Origin of the sequence: Bacillus sp. NMCN1 (genome assembly GCF_002998085.1) — a bacterium.
In the GTDB taxonomy this organism is placed as follows: Bacteria; Bacillota; Bacilli; order Bacillales; family Bacillaceae; genus Bacillus.
Map to the genome: position 1 here is coordinate 38,913 of NZ_PVQL01000003.1, position 19,259 is coordinate 58,171.

Genomic DNA, 19,259 nt, shown 5'->3' on the forward strand with positions numbered 1-19,259 from the left:
ATAGATGTAAAGGGCATGTTGGGTGGATATGAATCTTTTATGTGATTTTTATGAAGCCTGCTCTACACGCTTCCCTGTATTCCATGTCATCGCCAGGAAGACAATCGCAAGCACACAAGAACCAACCAGTAAAATGAAGCCTCCTGTCCAGTCATAATGATCCACGACGACGCCCATCATTGCATTGGCAAAGGCAGAGCCGCCAATATAGCCGAAGAAGCCTGTAAGTCCGGCCGCAGTGCCAGCCGCTTTTTTAGGAGCGAGGTCAATGGCTTGAAGTCCAATGAGCATGACAGGTCCGTAAATCAAAAAGCCGATGCTGATGAGGGCGATGTTATCGACCATTGGATTGCCAGCAGGGTTTAACCAGTAAACGAGCACCGCAATTAACACCCCAGCCATAAAGAGGACGCCCGCTGGTGCGCGGCGGCTTCTAAAGAAGCGGTCACTGATCCAGCCGCACAATAATGTACCGGGAATGCCTGCATATTCATAAAGAAAATAGGACCAGCGTGAATGCTCTGGTGAAAAGCCCTTTGCTTCTGTTAAGTAGGTCGGTGCCCAGTCAACGACACCGTAACGGACGAAGTACACAAAGACATTGGCAATGGCGATATACCAAAGGAATTTATTGTTGAGTACATACTTAAATAAAATCTCTTTCACTGTTAATTCTTTTTCTTGATCTTCATATTGTTGTGCAGGATAGTCATTGCGATATTCCTCGATTGGCGGAAGACCAGTGGATTGCGGGGTATCCCGGACGAGAAGAATGATCACGAAGGAGACGATAATGGCAATGATGGCAGGGAAGAAAAAGATACTTTTCCACGTCGCAAACAGCACAATCCCTAATGTGATGAGTGGTGCAAGGATCCCCCCGCCGATATTGTGAGCGACGTTCCAAATGGACATTTTCGTTCCACGTTCACTAACCGAAAACCAATGCGCCATCGTACGTCCGCATGGCGGCCACCCCATTCCTTGGAACCAGCCGTTTAAAAACATGAATAAGAACATGATCCATACACTTGACGTCACCCATGGAAATGAGACAAATAGGATATTGATAATGGCTGATAGAAAGAGTCCGGTGGCTAAAAAATATCTTGGGTTACAGCGGTCTGAGATCATCCCCATGATGAATTTACTAAAACCATAGGCGATAGAGACAGCCGCGAGTACAAAGCCTAATTCACTTTTCGTGAACCCTTCTTCCTGTAGATAAGGAATGGCAAAAGCGAAATTTTTGCGCAGCAAATAGTAGCCCGCATACCCGATAAAGATGCCTAAAAAGACTTGCAGCCGCAGCCGCTTATAGGTCTCGTCTGTTTTGGCATCATCAAGCCTGTCGATATGCGGAGCGGGTTTAAACCATTTGAACATAAAGATCCTCCTCTTGTAGTTATCCGAATGATTGAAGCAAAAGTACGAGATCGGCGTTTGATCTTGTACTTTTTAAGAGACAAAAGAATTGATAGCGCTTTCTTTTGTACTCCCATCATATCGGATAGAAGAGATGTTTATGATGAGGCTTTTGTCATTATTTTGGAAAAACAGTTCGTCAAGTAACGAAAAAAATCCGCACAATGGCGGATTTTTTCTTAGCTGTTACATAGACATATTAATTTTCGCAGATTTCTTTAGTTTTTCAATTTCTTTTTGTACTTCTTTCTGCTTTTCTTGAGATTCTAGCTGTTTTTTAATTTGTGATTTAACCTCTTTGTATTCTGGTGCTTTTTGCTTTTGTTTTTTCATTTCATCTGCGTATTGATCATAGTACGCTTTGACGTCCTTTTCAGAGACGGTGGCTGATTTGATTTCTTTGTCGACATATTGGCTGTATTTGATGCTGTCAGCAATGTCACTTTTCAGCTGATCCATTGTGAGTCCACTTTTCTTAAGAGCTTCTTCAAATTGAGCGTTGTCTTTGAATTGTTTCTTTTCTTCTTTTAGCTGTTTATCTACCTGCTTGTCAGAGGCTTTGATGCCCTTTTTCTCAGCATCTTGCAGGATGAGCTCTTGACCTACGAGCGCATCAATGGTTTGTTTCTTGACTGCTTTTGCGCCTTCTTTAGAGGTTGGGTCTTGCCCTGATTGCTGAAGCTGCCCTTGAATGGTAGATAAAGCACTATTATATTCATTACCTGTGATTTTGTCTTGGTTGACGGTCGCAACGACCTTTTGATCATCGATTTTTTGTGCGTCTAATTTCTTTTGCATCTCTTCCATTTGCTTTTGCTGTTCTTTTTGGTCAGCCTGTGTTGTTTCCTTGTTTTTGGCTGAATCGTTTTGCTTATCTTGTTTGGCATCGTTTGACGAGCAGGCTGCAAGCCCAACAGATAACAAACAAGCGATGAGTGTGTATGATACCTTTTTCATCATTTTCTCTCCCTTCGGTATGAGAACATCTAGTGCGCATTCTAACCGTTTTTTAGGAAAAATAAAACCGTACAGACAATTTGTTAGCGGATTGACATGTTTTTTATCTGTTTGTCCTCATTTTGTCTTCTCATAGTCATCTCATGACAAACTCAATCGTGGAATAATTGTTCCATCGCTTCGTCGATATCGGTGATTGGCTGGCGGCAGCTGTAGTTTTCACAAATATAAACGGTGGTTCTGCCATCGATTGTTTTGTAATCTTTTGTAAAGGGCGCGAGCTGCGCTAATTCCTGCCCTGTTTCGGCAGTCAATATGATATCAAATGGCATGAAGCGTTTCCGAAGCGCCTGTAAAAGCCGTTCTTTTTGAGGGTCGCCGTTTTTCCCGAGAATGATGATCTCTCTTTTCGTTGCATATTGACTCAAGAGTCCTTGCAGAAACGCTGTGTGCCCGCTTGGATAGGAAGAGACATCGACATAAAAGGCTTTGAACATCTGCTCTAATGTGTCCAGCCAGTCCTGACGTCCGGTCAGTCTGCTTAGCATGAGAAGCTGCTTGAGTGCGGTGCTGTTTCCAGAAGGCATGGCGCCGTCGTACACTTCTTTTTCTCGAACGATGAGCGCTTCTGCATCTGATCCTGAGAAGAAAAAGCCCCCTTTTTCCTTGTCCCAAAACAGCTCAAACATGCTCTCAGCTACTGTTGTTGCTTTTACCAGCCATTCTCGTTCAAAGGTCGCTTCGTATAAAGACATATAGGCAGAAAGCATATGCGCATAATCCTCGATAAATCCTAGATGCTTCACGTCACCTTCTCTATAGCGGACCATGAGCCGCTCATGTTGGACGAGGTGTGTTTCTAGAAAAGACATCGCCTGTTTCGCCATACGGATGGCTTCCTCTGCACCGAATACCCTTCCTGCTTTGGCAAGCGCAGATATCATCAGCGCATTCCAGGATGTGAGCACCTTGTCATCGACAAGTGGTGCGGGTCGCTGCTGTCTGACAGATTGTAAAATGTGCTGGGCAGATTGAAGCTTCGACTGAAGCGTATGGTCGTCGATCGAGAAAGAGGCTTTGATGTCATCAAAAGAGGTGGAAATAGTATGAGGGATGTTCGCCCCTTCAAAGTTCCCCTCTTCTGTGATGTGATAGACAGCGCAGAATAATGCGCCGAGGTCCTCGCCTAAATGAGTCATGATCTCATCTTTTGACCAGACGTAATATTGTCCTTCTTTTCCTTCAGAATCTGCATCTATCGCTGAATAAAAGGAGCCGTCCGGATTCATCATATCTCGTTTAATAAAGTGGATCAGGCAGTGGACAAGCTTTTCATACTCAGGCTGTTGAGTGAGCTGATACGCTTCTGTGTAAGCTTCCATCAGCAAGGCGTTATCATACAGCATTTTTTCAAAATGCGGCACAAGCCATTTTTCATCCGTTGAATAACGAGAAAAGCCTGAGCCCACATGGTCGTATATACCGCCATTTGCCATTCCATCTAACGTTTTCGTGACTGCATATAGCGCATTTTCCTGCCCAGTCCATTCGTAATAGCGCATTAGGAATGAGAGCATATGAGGTGCAGGAAATTTCGGTGCAGAACCAAATCCGCCATACAGCGTATCAAAGTTGTTCATGAGCTGGTAATAGGCTTTGTGGATCGCCTCTTGAGACAACGTATTTTCTGTCTGCCCTGCTGCTTTGATCCGCAGATTATTCGTCGCCTTCTCTGCTAATGATTCGATATGATCTCGGTCGTTGTGGTACGCATCCAGCAATTGTGTCAGTGCTTCAATGAAACCAGGACGTCCGTAAGCACTTCTCTTTGGAAAATAAGTCCCCGCATAAAAAGGCTTTTGATCAGGCGTGACAAATACGTTCAACGGCCAGCCGCCTTGCCCCGTCATCATCTGACAAACAGACATATACATAGAGTCAATGTCTGGGCGCTCCTCACGATCGACTTTAATAGAAATGAAATGCTCATTTAAGATGTCAGCGACTTGCTGATCTTCGAAGCTTTCGTGTGCCATGACATGGCACCAGTGACAAGTGGCATAACCAATGCTGACAAGCACCGGTTTATTTTCACGCTTGGCTTTGTCGAAGGCTTCTTGCCCCCACGGGAACCAGTGAACTGGGTTGTGGGCGTGCTGAAGGAGGTATGGTGATTTTTCGTTGATGAGTTGGTTGGGTGTTTGGTTGTTTGGCATGGGTCACCTGCTTTTTTGTTTTTATTTTTTATAAGATCCCTCATTTGGAAGGAATTTATCATCTTTACTTCTTCACCAGCACATATTGTAAGTGTTCTAATTCAAACATATCAATCAGTTCATCGATCTCTTTAAAATCGATATGTTTCCCAAATCGTTTTTTGCTTAGGTCAATTTCTACATCTAATTGATCGTCTTTTTCTTTCGTTTCCAGGCCGTCTACACAAGAGTAGATTTCAATGGTTTCTCCTTTTGACAGCTCTGTTTCAATGAAAAGGAAAAGAGGACGAAGAGAATGAATGATGTCTAATTCATAAACAAAAGGATGGGTGAATTTATCTCTTATTGCTTCATAGACCGGATCTACATAAGTAATGTGAATGCCAGCGAAGTCCTCTTCTGTTTCGAATACTTCTATCAAGGGCTCTTCTTTTTGATAGGTTTTGGGCTTTTTTTGTTTTCTATCAAATGTTCTGATATTGAGTTCAGAGAACGGTTTATAAGTAGGCTTTTGACCAAAGATACCAAGAGGCAGTTCTTTATTGGCTCCTATATAGTGATGTAAGGTCATATGCTGTCTCCTTTTCTTTCAAATCATTTCTCGTTCTTTGATTATTTTCTTTTTATCAATAAATGGTGCAATGTGCAATTCTTTCCCTATAAAAAGAAGGGCAAGTCGTTTGACTAAATACCTCTTAGGGTATACTATCTGTCATAGAAAGAATAGAAAGGAGTGCTTATACATGGAATATAATCAACAGATGAAGAACCGTCTTCGCCGGATTGAAGGGCAGATTAAAGGGGTTCTTGCGATGATGGAGCAGGGCAAGGATTGCCGCGAGGTGGTCACACAGCTGTCTGCATCACGTAATGCCATTGATCGGGCAATGGGTGTGATTGTGAGTACAAACCTTGAGCAATGTGTTCGTGAAAGTCTTGAACAAGGCAAGGATACGGAAGGTCTTGTGAAAGAGGCAGTTGAGCTATTGGTGAAAAGCCGGTAAGAAATTCCTCAGCCTTTGGAGGTTGACGGATTTTTTTACTTGATGTAATATACCCTTACCGGTATATGTATATATTTTTATTTTCTATATACCCCCATAGGTAATTGTTGAAGGAGGAGCAGAATGGAAGAACAGAAAAAACGCACGACGATTGTGTTATTTAGTGGAGATTATGATAAAGCGATGGCAGCTTACATTATTGCCAATGGTGCAGCAGCCTATGATCATGAGGTGACGATTTTTCATACGTTTTGGGGGCTGAATGCCTTGCGTAAGGATGAGATGGTGCCAATGAATAAGGGATTTTTAGAAAAAATGTTTGGCAAAATGATGCCGCGCGGGGCTGATCGAATGGGGCTGTCAAAGATGAATTTTGCAGGAATGGGGCCGAAAATGATCAAGCACGTGATTAAAAAGCATAACGCCATGACCTTGCCGCAGCTCATTGATATGGCGAAGGAACAGGATATCAATCTTGTGGCATGTACAATGACAATGGACCTTTTAGGATTACAGGAGAAAGAATTATTAGATGATATTCAATATGCTGGTGTAGCGGCATATTTAGCAGAGGCTGAAATCGGGAATGTGAACTTATTTATCTAGGGAGGTGAAGCAGGATGGTGCAGACGATTTTACTCATCATCGTAATTGGATTAATCGTGAGCCGCTTTCTGCCGGTTCGAGGTGTAGAGCAAATGGATGCAGCTCATATGAAAAAGAAACTGAAAAGCAAAGGTCAACAGCTCATTGATGTGCGCTCTCCCAGTGAATTTCAAACAAATCATATCAAAGGCTTTCAAAACATCCCGTTGTCTCATTTGAAGAATCGAGCTTCTCAGCTTGAGAAAAATAAAGAAATCTATGTGATATGTCAAAGCGGGATGAGAAGTATGCAGGCGGCGAAAATATTGAAGAAGCAAGGATTTACTCAAATTACGAACATCAAGGGTGGCATGAATGCTTGGCATTAAGTGTTAAGTGCGCATAAAAATATACCCCCACCCCTATATAAAGGAGGGCAAGACATGCAGCAACCAACTGTCATTTTAGATGCAAAAGGATTGGCATGCCCAATGCCAATTGTAAAAACGAAAAAACAAATGAATGAGCTTTTGCCAGGTGATGTGCTTGAAGTGCAAGCCACCGATAAAGGGTCAGCAGCGGATCTAGCGGCTTGGTCAAAAAGTGCCGGCCACGAATTTTTAGGAACAAAAGTAGAAGGCCAGGTGCTCCATCATTTGATACGTAAGGGCGGAGCACAAGGGAAAGAAGGAGAGTCCATGATTTCGGAAATGTCTTTGGAGACTTTTCAACAGAAGGTAAAAGAAGATCCATTTTTGTTTATTTTAGATGTACGAGAGCTGGATGAATACGAGGCGGGTCATATTCCAGGAGCTGTTCACATTCCTCTTGGTGAGGTTGAACAACGTGCGGAGGAATTGAGCCGGGAGACGGACATTTACCTTATCTGTCATTCCGGCAGAAGAAGTGAATTAGCTGCGCAAAAGTTAAAAGAAAAAGGATTTCATCAATTGACGAATATTGTGCCAGGCATGAATAGCTGGACAGGAGCGATTGAAAAATAGGAGCTGAATGGAACATGACGGTAAAAGTGATGAACGCAGAGCAGTTAACAAAAAAGATTGTGAACAAGGAACCGCTCTTTTTACTAGATGTGCGAAATCAAGCGGATGTACAGGACTGGAAGATCGAAGGGGAAGCAATCGTTCATATGAATGTGCCTTATTTTGATCTCCTTGAAGGAGTAGAGGGCATTCTGCATGACATTCCTCTTGATCGTGAAGTATTGGTGGTTTGTGCCAAGGAAGGCTCCTCTATCATGGTCGCGGAGATGCTGTCAGAGGCGGGCAGAACGGTCCATTATTTAGAAGGCGGTATGAAGGCGTGGAGCGAGCATCTAGAGCCAGTGAAGATCGGGGATTTAACCGGCGGTGGAGAGCTCTATCAATTTGTACGGATGGGCAAGGGATGCCTGTCTTATATGATCATGTCGAATGGAGAAGCCGCAATTGTAGATGCAGCTAGAATGACGGATGTCTATATGCGTTTTGCTAAAAAGCATCATGTCTCTATAACGCAAGTGTTGGACACTCATCTTCATGCAGATCATATTTCTGGCGGGAAGAAACTGGCTGAACAGACGGGTGCTAGCTACTGGCTGCCGCCAAAAGATGCAGAAGAAGTGATCTTTGAATATAACCGTCTTGAAGAAGGAGAGCGCATCGCGATAGGAGCGGCTACCATTGATATTCATCCCCTTTACTCACCGGGGCATACGATTGGGTCAACATCTTTTATCGTGGATGATCAATATCTTCTTTCAGGTGATATTTTGTTCGTGGATTCGATTGGAAGACCCGACCTCGATGGAATGGCGGAGGACTGGGTAGGTGATTTGAGAGAAACCCTATATGACCGATATGGCGCACTTTCAAAAGAATTGATTGTGTTGCCAGCGCATTTCATGATCATGGATGAAGTTAATGAAGACGGAAGCGTTTGGAAGGAGCTAGGCGTTCTATTTGAAGAAAATCATGGACTGAATATTGATGATGAAGCCGTATTTAGAGAAATGGTCACGAAGAACCTACCTGCACAACCAAACGCCTATCAAGACATTCGTCAAACCAATATGGGGAAGCTGAGCCCAGACGATGAAGCGCAGCGTGAAATGGAAATTGGTCCAAACCGTTGTGCGATTCGGTAATGTCCAATAAAATAAGAGGAGAGGAACAACGAAATGACATCAGATCAAATGTTAGACGTCACAGGGCTTGCATGCCCAATGCCGATTATTCGAACAAAGAAAAAAATGAACGACTTGGCGGAAGGTCAAGTTTTAGAAATACATGCAACAGATAAAGGAGCTAAAGCTGACTTAGCAGCATGGGCGAAGTCAAGCGGACATGAATTGATCACGCAGACGGAAGAAGGACATGTGCTGAAGTTCTGGGTGAGAAAAGGGTCCTAAAGGATGTAGGGGTATCTGCTGAAGATCCCCTTTTCCTTTTGCAAAGGAGGAGACCAGCGTGGATTTTGCGTTTTTGATTACACTTTTTATCATCGGATGTATTGGTTCCTTCTTATCAGGAATGGTGGGAATCGGGGGATCTGTGATCAACTACCCCATGCTGCTTTATATCCCGCCACTGGTCGGTGTGATGGCACTATCAGCACACGAGGTATCAGGGATTGGCGCCATTCAAGTGCTTTTTTCGACGCTGGGTGGGGTATTGGCCTACCGAAAAAGCGGGTATTTACATCGGTCGTTGATTTTATATATGGGGAGCAGTATATTGGCGGGCAGCTTATTAGGCAGTTATGTATCTCACTTTATGCCAGAGAGTGGGATGAATCTCGTCTATGGATTGCTCGCGGTAGTGGCTGTGATCCTCATGCTGATTCCAAAAAAGGGACAGCGTGCAGACTCAGAGGGAGAAGTCACTTTTCATAAAGGGCTTGCGGCAGGTATTGCCTTTGTAATTGGCAGTGTTTCCGGGGTGCTAGGCGCGGGTGGAGCATTTATATTGGTACCGGTGATGCTGTCTATTTTAAAAATTCCTGTCCGGATGACGATTGCGTCCTCACTTGCGATTACGTTTCTATCTGCGATCGGTGCATCGACTGGAAAGGTATTGACGGGTCAAGTCATGCTTCTTCCTGCGGTTGTGCTGATGCTGGCAAGTTTAATAGCCGCTCCGATTGGTGCTAAGGTCGGTCAGAAAATCAATGCCGTCTACTTACAATGGGCACTAGCTGTGATGATTACGGCGACAGCGGTCAAAATTTGGCTTGATTTATTATAAAGAAAAGACCAACAAAGCAAACGTGTTGGTCTTTTTTATTTGACGTCATCGTGCTCGATATATGTTTCAAGGGCTGGGTGAAACTCTTTTTGATAATGAAGGTTGGGGCACGTTTTCACGACTTTGCCTTGCAGGGCATTGGACTTAGAGACTTCTAATGCTGTTTTACATTTAGGGCAGCGTTCGGCAAACAGTGAGGGCCAGCGCTTCATATATCACCACTCCAGTTAAAGTCTTAAAAACCGATTATATTAATATGAATTATAGGGGATCGTGCAGGTGAGGTCAATGGGTGTTTGGGTCTTTTTAACAAAAAAAAAGCATCGTAAAGGATGCTTCTCTTTCGTTTCGATTCTCAATAAGCTTTTGCCCAGAAGACCATATCAGATGCAGGCTTTCCGCAGCAGACACATGTGTCTGAAACGGATTCCTGTTCAAATGGGATACAGCGTGAGGTCGCCCCTGTTCTCTCTTTGATGTCGTTTTCGCAATCTTCGTCACCGCACCACATGGCTTTAATTAATCGGTTTTCTTCTGAAAGAATGTGCTCAATGTCTTCGATGGTGTGTGCTTCTGATGTTTTTTCATGTAATCGTTCTTTCGCTTTTTCGTACATCGTCCGCTGAATATCTTCAAGCGTGGATGTGATGGTTTGTTCAAGTGCATCTATTGTGACAGCTTGCTTTTCACCAGTGTCTCGTCTTGCGAGCATCACCTGTCCTTTTTCGATGTCCTTTGGGCCCACTTCTACACGTAGAGGAATGCCCTGCATTTCACACTCGTTGAATTTCCAGCCTGGCTGTTTATCGCTTGCATCAATGTCAGCACGTGCGATGCGGGTGAGTCGATCTTTCAATTCGTAGGCATGGTCCAGCACACCTTCTTTATGAGAGGCGATTGGCACGATCCGCACTTGGGTTGGCGCAATGTTTGGCGGAAGGACAAGCCCTCTGTCATCGCCGTGCACCATGATCATGGCACCGATGATTCTTGTTGTGAAGCCCCAAGAGGTTTGCTGGACATGCTCTAGCTTTCCTTCGCGGTTTAAGAATTCGATGCCAAATGCTTTGGCAAATCCGTTCCCGAAGAAGTGAGAAGTGGCCGTTTGCAGCGCTTTTCCATCATGCATCAAGCTTTCGACTGTATAGGTGAAGCGGGCACCGGCGAATTTTTCCTTCTCTGTTTTTCTCCCTTTAATGACAGGAATGGCAAGGAGCTCTTCGCAAAGAGAAGCGTAGATGTGAAGCATTCTTTCTGTCTCCTCAATCGCTTCTTGCTCAGTCTCATGGCATGTGTGTCCTTCCTGCCATAGGAATTCAAGGGTTCTAAGGAAGGGACGTGTTGTCTTTTCCCAGCGGACGACATTCGCCCATTGATTATACAGCTTCGGTAAATCGCGGTAGGAGTGAATGATGTTTTTATAATGCTCAGCGAACAGCACCTCAGAGGTTGGTCTGACGCAGAGCCTTTCCTGTAATTCGGATTCACCGCCGTGTGTGACCCACGCTACTTCAGGGGCAAAGCCTTCGATGTGATCTTTTTCCTGCTGCAGCAGGCTCTCTGGGATAAAGAGCGGCATATACACATTCTCATGACCCGTTTCTTTGATTTGACGGTCCAGTTCGTCCCGTATATTCTCCCAAATTTTAAAGCCGTATGGCTGAATGATCATACTGCCTCTGACGCTTGAATAATCGACGAGGCGTGCCTTTGTGACAACATCTGTATACCACTGGGCGAAGTCGTCTTCCATGCTTGTAATGTTCTCAACAAATTGTTTCTTTGACATTGCATGTTCCTCCTTTTAAAAAACAAAAAAGCTGTGCTTTAAGTTAGGGACCATTCCTGGTGGTACCACCCTAATTTAAAGCACAGCTTTACACTCGATCATGATAACGGTATGAACCGCTGTATGAAACAGAACTAAATCGGCAGGTTCACTTGAAGATGTCAGTAGGAACTTCTCAGCACCGTTCCCTCTCTGTTAAAGGTCAATTCAAGCTACTATTCCAGATCTACGTTGATCAATGTTCGTTGATTTTTCATCAGTTTACCTGTAATTGCTGGAGAAAGCAAGTTGTTCCAGGGTTTCTTTTCATGCTGTTCTGAGTGTTTTTATTTGATCGTGAATTTGCAGTCATTTCCTATTTTTACAGCTTGCCAGTTATGTAAGCATATGCTACTATATTTGAAGAAAAAATAGACTTGTATAACCTCAATAATATGGTTTGAGGGTTTCTACCAGGATCCGATAAATCCTGATTACAAAAGCGCGCTTTCCTTTTTTGTAATCAGGGTTTTTTTGTTTGTCTTCACCCTGTATCAAAAGTGAAAGCGATGATATATAGAAGGGATGTTAGACATGAACTGGAGAGTATATTTATTAGCCGTTTCTACTTTTGCGGTTGGATTAGTTGAGCTTGTGGTTGGGGGTATTTTGCCAAGCCTTGCAGAGGATTTGAATGTATCTCTTGCGACTGCTGGGCAGCTTATCACCGTATTTGCCATTGTGTATGCCATTTCGGCACCCGTGCTGCTGACTGCCACAGCTAAAATCGAACGAAAGCGTCTTTATTTAATCGCGTTATTGGTGTTTACATTAGGAAATGTGTTCACATATTTTAGTTCAACCTTTGCCCTTGTCATGATCTCTAGGGTATTGATCGCGATGAGTACAGCGCTTGTGGTGGTGTTATCACTGACGATCACTGCTAAATTGGTGGAACCAGCGCATCGTGCGAAGGCATTAGGGCTGATTTTTATTGGGATTAGTTCTTCACTTGTTCTCGGTGTACCGATCGGTATTTTTATTACAGAGAGCTTTGGCTGGAGAGTGATGTTTTTAGGAATCAGTATTTTATCAGCCATATCGATGGTGCTGATCTATTTTCTATTGGAGAAAATGCCTGTTGAAAAAGTCACACCTCTTAGAGAGCAAATTCGTTCTTTAGGGCATCCGAAAATTTTTAGTGCACACTTGATCAGTTTGTTTATGCTTGCAGGTCATTATATGCTTTATTCTTATTTCACTCCATTTTTGATGGAAGTTCTGCATATGACCCCGTTCTGGATTAGCATTTGTTATTTGGTCTTCGGGCTTGCATCTATAGGCGGGAATGGGTTTGGCGGCTGGCTTAGTGACAAGCTGGGTTCAGGGAAAGCCATTTTGCTGGTGACAATCGCGTTTGCGGTTGTGATGTTTATCATTCCTTATACAGCGGGTGTGTTTGCCCTCTTTATGGTCATGGTTGTCTTATGGGGAGCGCTCAGCTGGGCATTGACGCCGGCTTTGCAGAGCTATTTAATTCAAACAGATCCTGTGACGTCTGATATTCAGCAAAGCTTAAATACATCGGCCTTGCAAATTGGTATCTCGATTGGCTCAGCGGTTGGCGGTGTCCTGTTTACGATGACCGGTTCATCTGTTGATCTGGCGAAGTTCGGTGCAGTTTTTGTGCTGATTGCCTTTAGCTGTGCGGTGATTTCGTTGAAGAGACCGCCACTTTATATGGATCGTCAGCATCGTGCTGAATAGAAGACAAAGAGCTAAAATCAAGTTCATTTTAGCCCTTTGTCAACAATCTGTAGCTGCCTAATGATAGGCAGCTTTTTTATGTTTTTTTTAACTTCACATGAAAAGAGCCTTTCTATTCAAAAACGACCATTTCACCGATTGGTTGAAAGCCGGCACGTTGGTAAATATTTTTGCCGTCAGCCGATGCTTGTAACAGGGCACACTTTTGTTTGTTTTCTGTCTGGGTCAGAAGGTAATGAAACATGTCACTGCCAAGTCCCTTTCCGCGGTGCTCTGCCCTTGTGATGACATCATAAATACCGTAGCTGTCGTTTGCTTCGAGTAATAAGCCTGTTGTAACCGGTTTGTGGTCTGCATATCCGACGAACATGCGAGCGCGTGAGTGTAAAGCTTCAAGCGAAAAACGCTGGAAATAGTCCTCTAAAGCGATGGCCTCCGGTGACTCTTTGAATAGCTCGATAAAGATATTTTTGTAATCATGCAGTGTCTGATCATCGAGTACTTCTTTGATCGTGAGCGATGAAGGCGTGAATGGATCAATGTCTTCTGTCTGCTCAAGCATCATGATGGTATTGCGTTCAACCTCTTCAAGCTGATATTCCTTTAGTAAATCAGTCCAATCAGGATGAAGCAAGCGGTGATCCACCCATGTGCTGAATAATAGCTTCTGTGACTGCAAGAGTTCGATGGTTGTTTTCACTTTTTGCGGATCTTTGATTTGGGCTGATGTCGGTAATAGCAAATTGAATGTGTCTGTCGATATGTGAGTATTAGATAGAACAAAATCGTCAAATGTGAGGAAGGTTCCGTTCACAGCTGAAGAAAACAGGTGTATCTTTTCTTCTAGCTGGCGAATGGCCATTTGTTGTTCGGTTTTCATTAGCTCACCTTTTTCATCAAAAATTGGATGACATCCTCCATGAATTATAGCAAATAAAAGAAAGAGGAGCTGTGACATGATGGGTCAACTAGTAGAAAAGTGCATACACAATTTTCAGGTCTGATGGCCTGTTCTTTTTCTCACACTGCCATTTCTTTTGACTCCTCTTTTAATTATTAGTACCATTTTATTAATCAGTTAAGAGTGGAGGTTCAGATGGAGACAAAAGAGCAGATTGTATTAAAAGCGATTCAAGATTTGATTATGCATAGGGAAAAGAGACGGAATGATCCAACAGATCCACTGATTACCACGACTGATACACTCAAGCAAGATTGGACACTCACACAGCTTCACATTTTATCAATGATTCAAGCCAATCCAAACGAATCAAATAATACATTTCTTTCTCAACAACTGAAACTATCAAAGCCCGCTATTACAAAGGCTGTGAAAAAACTAATTGATAAAGGCATGGTGGACTATTGTCATCGGCAAGGGGATAAGAAGTCCGTCTACTATTCATTGACAGAGAAAGGCACGCAATTGGCAGCTCTGCATGATGAACTGCATGAAAAAGCCGTCGCGTCCTATTTAGAACTTCTCCAGCAGTTTCATGAAGATGAATTACAAGTGATTGAGCGCTTTTTGAAGGCTTGGAAAGAAAAGATATAGATTAAAAAAACCGAAACCATCATAGAAAATGAGATGATTTCGGTTTTTTATATGGTAAAATTAACATATATTGACGTTATTCGTGATCATGCTCAAAAGGAGGGAGCTTCATTGGAGAAAGAAATGTTGGAAAATTTTAAAAAGTCAGCAACCATCATGCCGTTCGTGGGACTGTTTGTCAGCTTGCTATTATTTGTTTACTATTTTGGCATTACAGGAGTTGAAGAACCTGTTTGGGCGGCCGCTTTGTATTGTGCCCTGCCCTTTTTAGGTTACACGATCTTCTATCTGCCTGTATGTATTTATTTTAAAGTCAGTAAAAAATGCTCAATCCATAAAAATGAGGAACAAACGTGATTGTGGTAAGCGCTTGTCTTGCTGGGTTGAAGGTCCGGTATAATGGCAGCCATCGATTAGATCAGCGAATCGAAGAGCTTGTGCAGGAAGGAAAGGCTGTTACGGTTTGTCCTGAACTGCTTGGCGGCTTTTCTACGCCAAGACCTCCTGCAGAAATTATTGGCGGAGATGGACATGATGTATTACGGGGGCAGGCTTCTGTTGTCGATGTGCATGGAACTGATGTCACAGACATGTATGTAAAAGGTGCAAAAGCCACGCTGGAACAGGTTCAGTCTCTGAAAGCAACAGCGGTTGTGTTAAAAGAGTACAGCCCTTCTTGCGGGAGCCGGATGATTTACCAGGGGGAGTTTAACGGTAAGACGAAAGCTGGTGATGGTGTGACGTCCGCCTTGCTGAAACAGCACGGGATTCAAGTGTTCTCTGAGAAGGATGATTGGACTTCGTTGTTTCAATAGGTGTGGCGTGAATAGAAGGAGGAGCTAGGTTGAAAAAGTGGATGATTGGTTTAGTGGTTATGATTTTATTAGGAATTGGTCTTTATTTTATGATCAATGCCAAAACATACTCTTTTGATGATGTGGTCTTGATTGATCCGAATAAGGTGACTTCGATTCAAATTGAGGATGATCATGAACGTGCTGTTTTGGATAAAAAAGAAGAGATTCAAAAGCTGTTGAAGGAACTTTCAGATGTGAAATTAAAGAAAACCAATGAAGCTAAAAAAGCCTCAAAAGATTCTTATTGGATCAGGGTGTATGAGAATAAGAAGGAAACATACGGTCTGACTTTCTATGATCAGGCATTTTTGGAGACATATGATTTTTCTAAAAAGAAAGATCAAACTAGCGAATACCAAATCGTTGATGCCAATCAAGTCGATATAGGACAATATATCAAATAACACCAGTGAAAATTCATGCATGATCAATAGAAAATTCGGGTATAGTGCTTGGTAAGCAAAAATGAAGCGGAGGTTTGTTTGATGAGTGGATTAACAGATACAGTCACATTAGCAAACGGAGTAAAAATGCCGAAGCTAGGCTTTGGTGTATGGCAGGTAAAAGATGGGGATGAGGCTGTAAATGCAGTCAAAGACGCTCTTGAAGCGGGCTACCGCAGCATCGATACAGCAGCGGCCTATCAAAATGAAGAAGGGGTAGGCAAAGCCATTAAGCAATCAGGCATCTCTCGCGATGATCTGTTCATTACGACAAAGGTCTGGAATCGTGATCAAGGCTATGAAGCAACACTTGAAGCCTTTGAAACAAGTATGAACAAGCTTGGGCTAGATGTTTTAGACCTTTATTTAATTCATTGGCCAGTTGAAGGCAAATATAAAGAAACATGGAAAGCACTAGAGAAGCTGTATAAGGATGGACGCGTTCGAGCCATCGGTGTGTGTAACTTCCATCAGCACCACCTAGATGATTTATTAGAAGAGGCAGAAGTTGTGCCAATGGTCAATCAAATCGAGCTGCATCCAAAGCTGACGCAGGAGCCTTTACGAGACTACTGCAAGGAGAAAGGGATTCATGTAGAAGCGTGGTCACCATTAGGCAGCGGGAAGCTTCTGAACCATCCTGTTCTTCAGGATATTGCGAAAAAACATGACAAATCCGTGGCACAAGTCATTCTTCGCTGGGACTTGCAGCATGGTATTATCACCATTCCAAAATCTGTGACGAAGAGCCGAATCATCGAAAACACACAAGTCTTCGATTTCGAGCTGTCCGCACATGAGATGGGCGTCATCGATCAGCTTAATGAAGATGAGCGCACAGGTCCAGATCCAGATAACTTTGATTTTTAATCGAAAGAAAAGCACAGGTGGGATGCCTGTGCTTTTTTTATTTAACGGTTTTTTGAGGCTGATACGTTTTCAATGACTTGAATGGCGTCGACAATTTGCTCTTTGGAATAGTCTCCAATTAAACAGAAGGTTTCGTCTCCACGTGCAGCATGGTTTGCCACCGTTTTTGCGGCTTCTCCCAGCTGAGCTGTGATGCCAAGCTCACGCATATTTCTAGGTAATCCTAGTGTTTCATAAAGCTCAAGTAATGCTCCTACTTCGCTCATTCGATTTTCTGCGGCAAGCTGCACAAGAATGCCGTAGGCCACTTTTTGACCATGTAACACATGGTGCGTTTCCTCAATAAACGTCAATCCGTTATGGATGGCGTGGGCTCCTGCCATTCTGCCGTAGCGTCCCCCATAGCCGCCGACCGTACCGGCTAATGTAATAATTGTATCCGTTACATCCGCAAATGCTTGCGAAAGCTGACCTGTTTGCAAGCTGTGGACAGCCTCTTCGCTATGGGAAACAAGAATATCCCTCACGTATACCGCCTGTTTTAGTGCAGCATGCACCATGAGCGGCAAGGAATCCTTTGCATTTCGAATAATGGCTTCCGCTTCATACCATTTCGCCAGCGTATCTCCAATCCCACTTTGAAGGTAGGAAAGAGGAGAAGAGAGCAAAAATGTATGATCAATGAGAGTGAGGTAGCTGGACCGTTTATGGTAATCGACTCTCATGAAATTCCCCTTGTCATCATAAATGACGCTAAGCGGTGTAGATGCAGCACATGTCCCTGGAATGGTTGGAACCATGATCACTTCAATTTGAAGAGCTTCTGCTACTGACTTGGCGGTGTCTAAAATCGTGCCGCCCCCGATCCCAATGATTACATCTGCATCTTTCAGTTCTTCTGCAATTCGAGTGACCGCATTTGGTGAACTGTATCCTTTGTGCTGGACAACAGGCCAATGAGACGGAAGCTGTGTGTACTGTGAAAAAGCATGAAATGAATCATGTCCCGTCACTACAGCGGGCGACTGGAAGGATGGAGAAACAAGTGAATCGAGTTCATGATAAATCCCTTTTTGAGAAATAAATTGGTTTGGACCGCTTCTGACGATATCTTCTGGCTGGATCATTGAGTTCTGCTCCTTTATAACATCATATTTCATAAATCATCTCATTTTACAGAAAGTTCTGTCAAATATGAGAAGAAAGACCCTTCCGTTTTATGGAATTGAGCCGCTGACATTGCCTTTAGGTATGTATTTCCTGTATGATAAAGAACGGTATGTTTTCATTAAATTTAAGAGGTGTTTATATATATGGAAAAACAATATCGTGTATTACTTTACTATCAATATGTCCCCATTGAGGACCCAGAGACGTTTACAGCAGAGCATTTAGCATTCTGTAAGGAGCTTGGTTTGTTAGGCCGTATCCTTGTGTCAGCAGAAGGCTTAAACGGAACTGTTTCTGGTACCATTGAGCAAACGGATAAGTACATGCAAGCGTTAAAAGAAGATCCGCGCTTTGCGTCTATGCCGATCAAAATTGACGAAACAGATGGTCATGCGTTTAAAAAAATGCACGTCCGCCATCGGAATGAACTAGTGAATCTTAGCCTTGAAGATGACGTGAATCCGTTAGAATTAACAGGTAAACATCTCAGCCCTGTCGAATTTTACGAGCAAATGCAATCACCTGATACCGTTGTGATTGATGCACGTAATGATTACGAGTTTGATGTTGGCCACTTCAGAGGGGCAGTGCGTCCTGATATCGAGACATTCCGCGAATTACCTGAGTGGATTCGTGACAATAAAGAAATACTTGAAGGGAAAAAAATCCTGACGTATTGCACAGGCGGCGTACGCTGTGAGAAATTCTCAGGCTGGTTAAAGCGTGAAGGCTTTGAAGATGTCTCCCAGCTTGACGGCGGAATTGTCACATATGGAAAAGACCCGGAAGTTCAAGGGAAGCTATGGGACGGTCAATGCTATGTGTTTGATACCCGCTTAACAGTGCCAGTCAATCAAACAGAGCATGTGGTGGTTGGAAAAGATTTCTTCACAGGTGAGCCTTGCGAGCGTTATGTGAACTGTGCGAACCCTGCATGTAACCGCAAAATGATTGCAACGGAAGAGAGCGAGCATAAGTATATGCGCAGCTGCAGCCATGAATGCCGCACAAGTGAACGTAACCTTTATGTGAAACAGCACAATCTGTCTGAAGAAGAAGTGCAAGAAAGACTAGCTGTGATTGAACAAGAACAAGCGATCTCACAAGGATAGAGGGAACCCCCTTTATCCTTTTTTTCTATACAGAAGAAAGAGGGATTCATTTCCTCTTTCTTTTTTGTTTTGTTTTTTTTCAAAATAAGGGTAAAGGTAGTTATTCAGTCTAATAGATTGAATCATTGAAGAAGCGATTTCTTGAGAAATAAGCATGTTCGACTATTTCAGAAAATGGAGAATTGAGAGATAATAAAACAGGCGAAAAAATGAATAAGGGTAAAGATTTAGTTGAAGAAATATTTGTCAATTGAATGAAAAGTGAGCTGCAATGAAAGAAAGGCG

The 19,259-nt window shown here is 43.2% G+C and carries 22 protein-coding genes, 1 pseudogene and 1 riboswitch; of the genes and pseudogenes, 14 read left to right on the forward strand and 9 right to left on the reverse strand.

The annotated features are described in order from the left end of the window. Window positions 1–48: 48 nt before the first annotated feature. The 5 genes and pseudogenes from glpT to C6W21_RS14955 form a co-directional block, all read right to left on the reverse strand. Window positions 49–1,386, reverse strand: coding sequence for a glycerol-3-phosphate transporter (gene glpT / locus C6W21_RS14940; protein ID WP_106051027.1), 1,338 nt, complete (start codon window positions 1,384–1,386; stop codon window positions 49–51). A gap of 225 nt (window positions 1,387–1,611) precedes the next feature. After that, window positions 1,612–2,382 carry a SurA N-terminal domain-containing protein gene (locus tag C6W21_RS14945; RefSeq protein WP_106051028.1) on the reverse strand — a complete coding sequence of 257 codons (771 nt, stop codon included), beginning with the start codon at window positions 2,380–2,382 and terminating at the stop codon, window positions 1,612–1,614. Between the two features lie 152 nt (window positions 2,383–2,534). Beyond that, on the reverse strand, window positions 2,535–4,022 hold the full coding sequence (locus C6W21_RS19395; RefSeq protein ID WP_317615085.1) for a thioredoxin domain-containing protein: 1,488 nt from the start codon (window positions 4,020–4,022) through the stop codon (window positions 2,535–2,537). 84 nt (window positions 4,023–4,106) lie between these two features. Then, window positions 4,107–4,598 (reverse strand): annotated as a pseudogene (locus C6W21_RS19285) (thioredoxin domain-containing protein); the annotation flags it as partial. Window positions 4,599–4,662: 64 nt separating this feature from the next. Further along, window positions 4,663–5,169: a hypothetical protein gene (locus tag C6W21_RS14955; protein WP_106056629.1), complete on the reverse strand. Its 507-nt coding sequence runs from the start codon at window positions 5,167–5,169 to the stop codon at window positions 4,663–4,665. 172 nt (window positions 5,170–5,341) lie between these two features. On the opposite strand from C6W21_RS14955, the gene C6W21_RS14960 reads away from it, so the two are divergent. From C6W21_RS14960 to C6W21_RS14990, 7 genes are all read left to right on the forward strand, one after another. Beyond that, a complete protein-coding gene (locus tag C6W21_RS14960; RefSeq protein WP_003217059.1) occupies window positions 5,342–5,602 on the forward strand; it encodes a metal-sensitive transcriptional regulator in 261 nt (86 codons plus the stop codon). Window positions 5,603–5,725: 123 nt separating this feature from the next. Further along, window positions 5,726–6,208, forward strand: coding sequence for a DsrE/DsrF/DrsH-like family protein (locus tag C6W21_RS14965; RefSeq protein ID WP_106051031.1), 483 nt, complete (start codon window positions 5,726–5,728; stop codon window positions 6,206–6,208). A 14-nt stretch (window positions 6,209–6,222) separates the two neighbouring features. After that, window positions 6,223–6,576: a rhodanese-like domain-containing protein gene (locus C6W21_RS14970; RefSeq protein ID WP_106051032.1), complete on the forward strand. Its 354-nt coding sequence runs from the start codon at window positions 6,223–6,225 to the stop codon at window positions 6,574–6,576. A 54-nt stretch (window positions 6,577–6,630) separates the two neighbouring features. Next, on the forward strand, window positions 6,631–7,191 hold the full coding sequence (locus C6W21_RS14975) for a sulfurtransferase TusA family protein (RefSeq protein ID WP_106056631.1): 561 nt from the start codon (window positions 6,631–6,633) through the stop codon (window positions 7,189–7,191). A 14-nt stretch (window positions 7,192–7,205) separates the two neighbouring features. Continuing rightward, window positions 7,206–8,333 carry an MBL fold metallo-hydrolase gene (locus C6W21_RS14980; RefSeq protein ID WP_106056633.1) on the forward strand — a complete coding sequence of 376 codons (1,128 nt, stop codon included), beginning with the start codon at window positions 7,206–7,208 and terminating at the stop codon, window positions 8,331–8,333. A gap of 33 nt (window positions 8,334–8,366) precedes the next feature. Beyond that, on the forward strand, window positions 8,367–8,597 hold the full coding sequence (locus C6W21_RS14985) for a sulfurtransferase TusA family protein (RefSeq protein WP_012008770.1): 231 nt from the start codon (window positions 8,367–8,369) through the stop codon (window positions 8,595–8,597). Window positions 8,598–8,655: 58 nt separating this feature from the next. Continuing rightward, window positions 8,656–9,432 carry a sulfite exporter TauE/SafE family protein gene (locus C6W21_RS14990; RefSeq protein WP_066031393.1) on the forward strand — a complete coding sequence of 259 codons (777 nt, stop codon included), beginning with the start codon at window positions 8,656–8,658 and terminating at the stop codon, window positions 9,430–9,432. A gap of 35 nt (window positions 9,433–9,467) precedes the next feature. Here the strand turns inward: C6W21_RS14990 and C6W21_RS19085 are convergent, their stop codons facing one another. Then, window positions 9,468–9,644: a hypothetical protein gene (locus C6W21_RS19085; RefSeq protein ID WP_003216908.1), complete on the reverse strand. Its 177-nt coding sequence runs from the start codon at window positions 9,642–9,644 to the stop codon at window positions 9,468–9,470. A 143-nt stretch (window positions 9,645–9,787) separates the two neighbouring features. Further along, the gene (gene proS, locus C6W21_RS14995; protein ID WP_106056635.1) at window positions 9,788–11,221 is read right to left on the reverse strand and encodes a proline--tRNA ligase; all 1,434 of its coding nucleotides are present in this window, start codon (window positions 11,219–11,221) and stop codon (window positions 9,788–9,790) included. 396 nt (window positions 11,222–11,617) lie between these two features. Further along, a riboswitch (purine riboswitch) is annotated at window positions 11,618–11,717 on the forward strand. 77 nt (window positions 11,718–11,794) lie between these two features. On the opposite strand from proS, the gene C6W21_RS15000 reads away from it, so the two are divergent. Then, window positions 11,795–12,967: an MFS transporter gene (locus C6W21_RS15000; RefSeq protein WP_106051038.1), complete on the forward strand. Its 1,173-nt coding sequence runs from the start codon at window positions 11,795–11,797 to the stop codon at window positions 12,965–12,967. A gap of 112 nt (window positions 12,968–13,079) precedes the next feature. Here C6W21_RS15000 and C6W21_RS15005 read toward each other — a convergent pair whose 3' ends face one another. Beyond that, window positions 13,080–13,847, reverse strand: a complete 768-nt coding sequence (locus C6W21_RS15005; RefSeq protein WP_106056757.1) for a GNAT family N-acetyltransferase — start codon at window positions 13,845–13,847, stop codon at window positions 13,080–13,082. A gap of 216 nt (window positions 13,848–14,063) precedes the next feature. On the opposite strand from C6W21_RS15005, the gene C6W21_RS15010 reads away from it, so the two are divergent. The 5 genes from C6W21_RS15010 (at window position 14,064) to C6W21_RS15030 (ending at window position 16,692) form a co-directional block, all read left to right on the forward strand. After that, window positions 14,064–14,522, forward strand: coding sequence for a MarR family transcriptional regulator (locus tag C6W21_RS15010; protein ID WP_106051039.1), 459 nt, complete (start codon window positions 14,064–14,066; stop codon window positions 14,520–14,522). A 111-nt stretch (window positions 14,523–14,633) separates the two neighbouring features. Then, window positions 14,634–14,879, forward strand: coding sequence for a hypothetical protein (locus tag C6W21_RS15015; protein WP_106051040.1), 246 nt, complete (start codon window positions 14,634–14,636; stop codon window positions 14,877–14,879). Continuing rightward, window positions 14,876–15,337: a 2-thiouracil desulfurase family protein gene (locus C6W21_RS15020; protein WP_106056636.1), complete on the forward strand. Its 462-nt coding sequence runs from the start codon at window positions 14,876–14,878 to the stop codon at window positions 15,335–15,337. The genes C6W21_RS15015 and C6W21_RS15020 overlap by 4 nt, the downstream gene beginning before the upstream one ends. A 29-nt stretch (window positions 15,338–15,366) precedes the next feature. Further along, a complete protein-coding gene (locus C6W21_RS15025; RefSeq protein ID WP_106056638.1) occupies window positions 15,367–15,783 on the forward strand; it encodes a DUF5301 domain-containing protein in 417 nt (138 codons plus the stop codon). An 81-nt stretch (window positions 15,784–15,864) separates the two neighbouring features. Continuing rightward, window positions 15,865–16,692, forward strand: a complete 828-nt coding sequence (locus C6W21_RS15030; RefSeq protein ID WP_106056640.1) for an aldo/keto reductase — start codon at window positions 15,865–15,867, stop codon at window positions 16,690–16,692. A 41-nt stretch (window positions 16,693–16,733) separates the two neighbouring features. Here the strand turns inward: C6W21_RS15030 and C6W21_RS15035 are convergent, their stop codons facing one another. Then, window positions 16,734–17,816 (reverse strand): iron-containing alcohol dehydrogenase family protein, encoded by a 1,083-nt coding sequence (locus C6W21_RS15035; RefSeq protein ID WP_106056759.1) that lies wholly within the window; start codon window positions 17,814–17,816, stop codon window positions 16,734–16,736. Between the two features lie 189 nt (window positions 17,817–18,005). Here C6W21_RS15035 and trhO point away from each other — a divergent pair, with 189 nt between their 5' ends. Further along, window positions 18,006–18,974 carry an oxygen-dependent tRNA uridine(34) hydroxylase TrhO gene (trhO, locus tag C6W21_RS15040; protein ID WP_106056642.1) on the forward strand — a complete coding sequence of 323 codons (969 nt, stop codon included), beginning with the start codon at window positions 18,006–18,008 and terminating at the stop codon, window positions 18,972–18,974. Window positions 18,975–19,259: the final 285 nt, after the last annotated feature.

Excerpts from the sequence above, each read along its gene's own strand:
- glpT (WP_106051027.1), bottom strand. The coding sequence starts at position 1,386 with ATGTTCAAATGGTTTAAACCCGCTCCGCATATCGACAGGCTTGATGAT.
- C6W21_RS14945 (WP_106051028.1), bottom strand. The coding sequence starts at position 2,382 with ATGAAAAAGGTATCATACACACTCATCGCTTGTTTGTTATCTGTTGGG.
- C6W21_RS19395 (WP_317615085.1), bottom strand. The coding sequence starts at position 4,022 with ATGAACAACTTTGATACGCTGTATGGCGGATTTGGTTCTGCACCGAAA.
- C6W21_RS14955 (WP_106056629.1), bottom strand. The coding sequence starts at position 5,169 with ATGACCTTACATCACTATATAGGAGCCAATAAAGAACTGCCTCTTGGT.
- C6W21_RS14960 (WP_003217059.1), top strand. The coding sequence starts at position 5,342 with ATGGAATATAATCAACAGATGAAGAACCGTCTTCGCCGGATTGAAGGG.
- C6W21_RS14965 (WP_106051031.1), top strand. The coding sequence starts at position 5,726 with ATGGAAGAACAGAAAAAACGCACGACGATTGTGTTATTTAGTGGAGAT.
- C6W21_RS14970 (WP_106051032.1), top strand. The coding sequence starts at position 6,223 with ATGGTGCAGACGATTTTACTCATCATCGTAATTGGATTAATCGTGAGC.
- C6W21_RS14975 (WP_106056631.1), top strand. The coding sequence starts at position 6,631 with ATGCAGCAACCAACTGTCATTTTAGATGCAAAAGGATTGGCATGCCCA.
- C6W21_RS14980 (WP_106056633.1), top strand. The coding sequence starts at position 7,206 with ATGACGGTAAAAGTGATGAACGCAGAGCAGTTAACAAAAAAGATTGTG.
- C6W21_RS14985 (WP_012008770.1), top strand. The coding sequence starts at position 8,367 with ATGACATCAGATCAAATGTTAGACGTCACAGGGCTTGCATGCCCAATG.
- C6W21_RS19085 (WP_003216908.1), bottom strand. The coding sequence starts at position 9,644 with ATGAAGCGCTGGCCCTCACTGTTTGCCGAACGCTGCCCTAAATGTAAA.
- proS (WP_106056635.1), bottom strand. The coding sequence starts at position 11,221 with ATGTCAAAGAAACAATTTGTTGAGAACATTACAAGCATGGAAGACGAC.
- C6W21_RS15000 (WP_106051038.1), top strand. The coding sequence starts at position 11,795 with ATGAACTGGAGAGTATATTTATTAGCCGTTTCTACTTTTGCGGTTGGA.
- C6W21_RS15005 (WP_106056757.1), bottom strand. The coding sequence starts at position 13,847 with ATGAAAACCGAACAACAAATGGCCATTCGCCAGCTAGAAGAAAAGATA.
- C6W21_RS15010 (WP_106051039.1), top strand. The coding sequence starts at position 14,064 with ATGGAGACAAAAGAGCAGATTGTATTAAAAGCGATTCAAGATTTGATT.
- C6W21_RS15030 (WP_106056640.1), top strand. The coding sequence starts at position 15,865 with ATGAGTGGATTAACAGATACAGTCACATTAGCAAACGGAGTAAAAATG.
- trhO (WP_106056642.1), top strand. The coding sequence starts at position 18,006 with ATGGAAAAACAATATCGTGTATTACTTTACTATCAATATGTCCCCATT.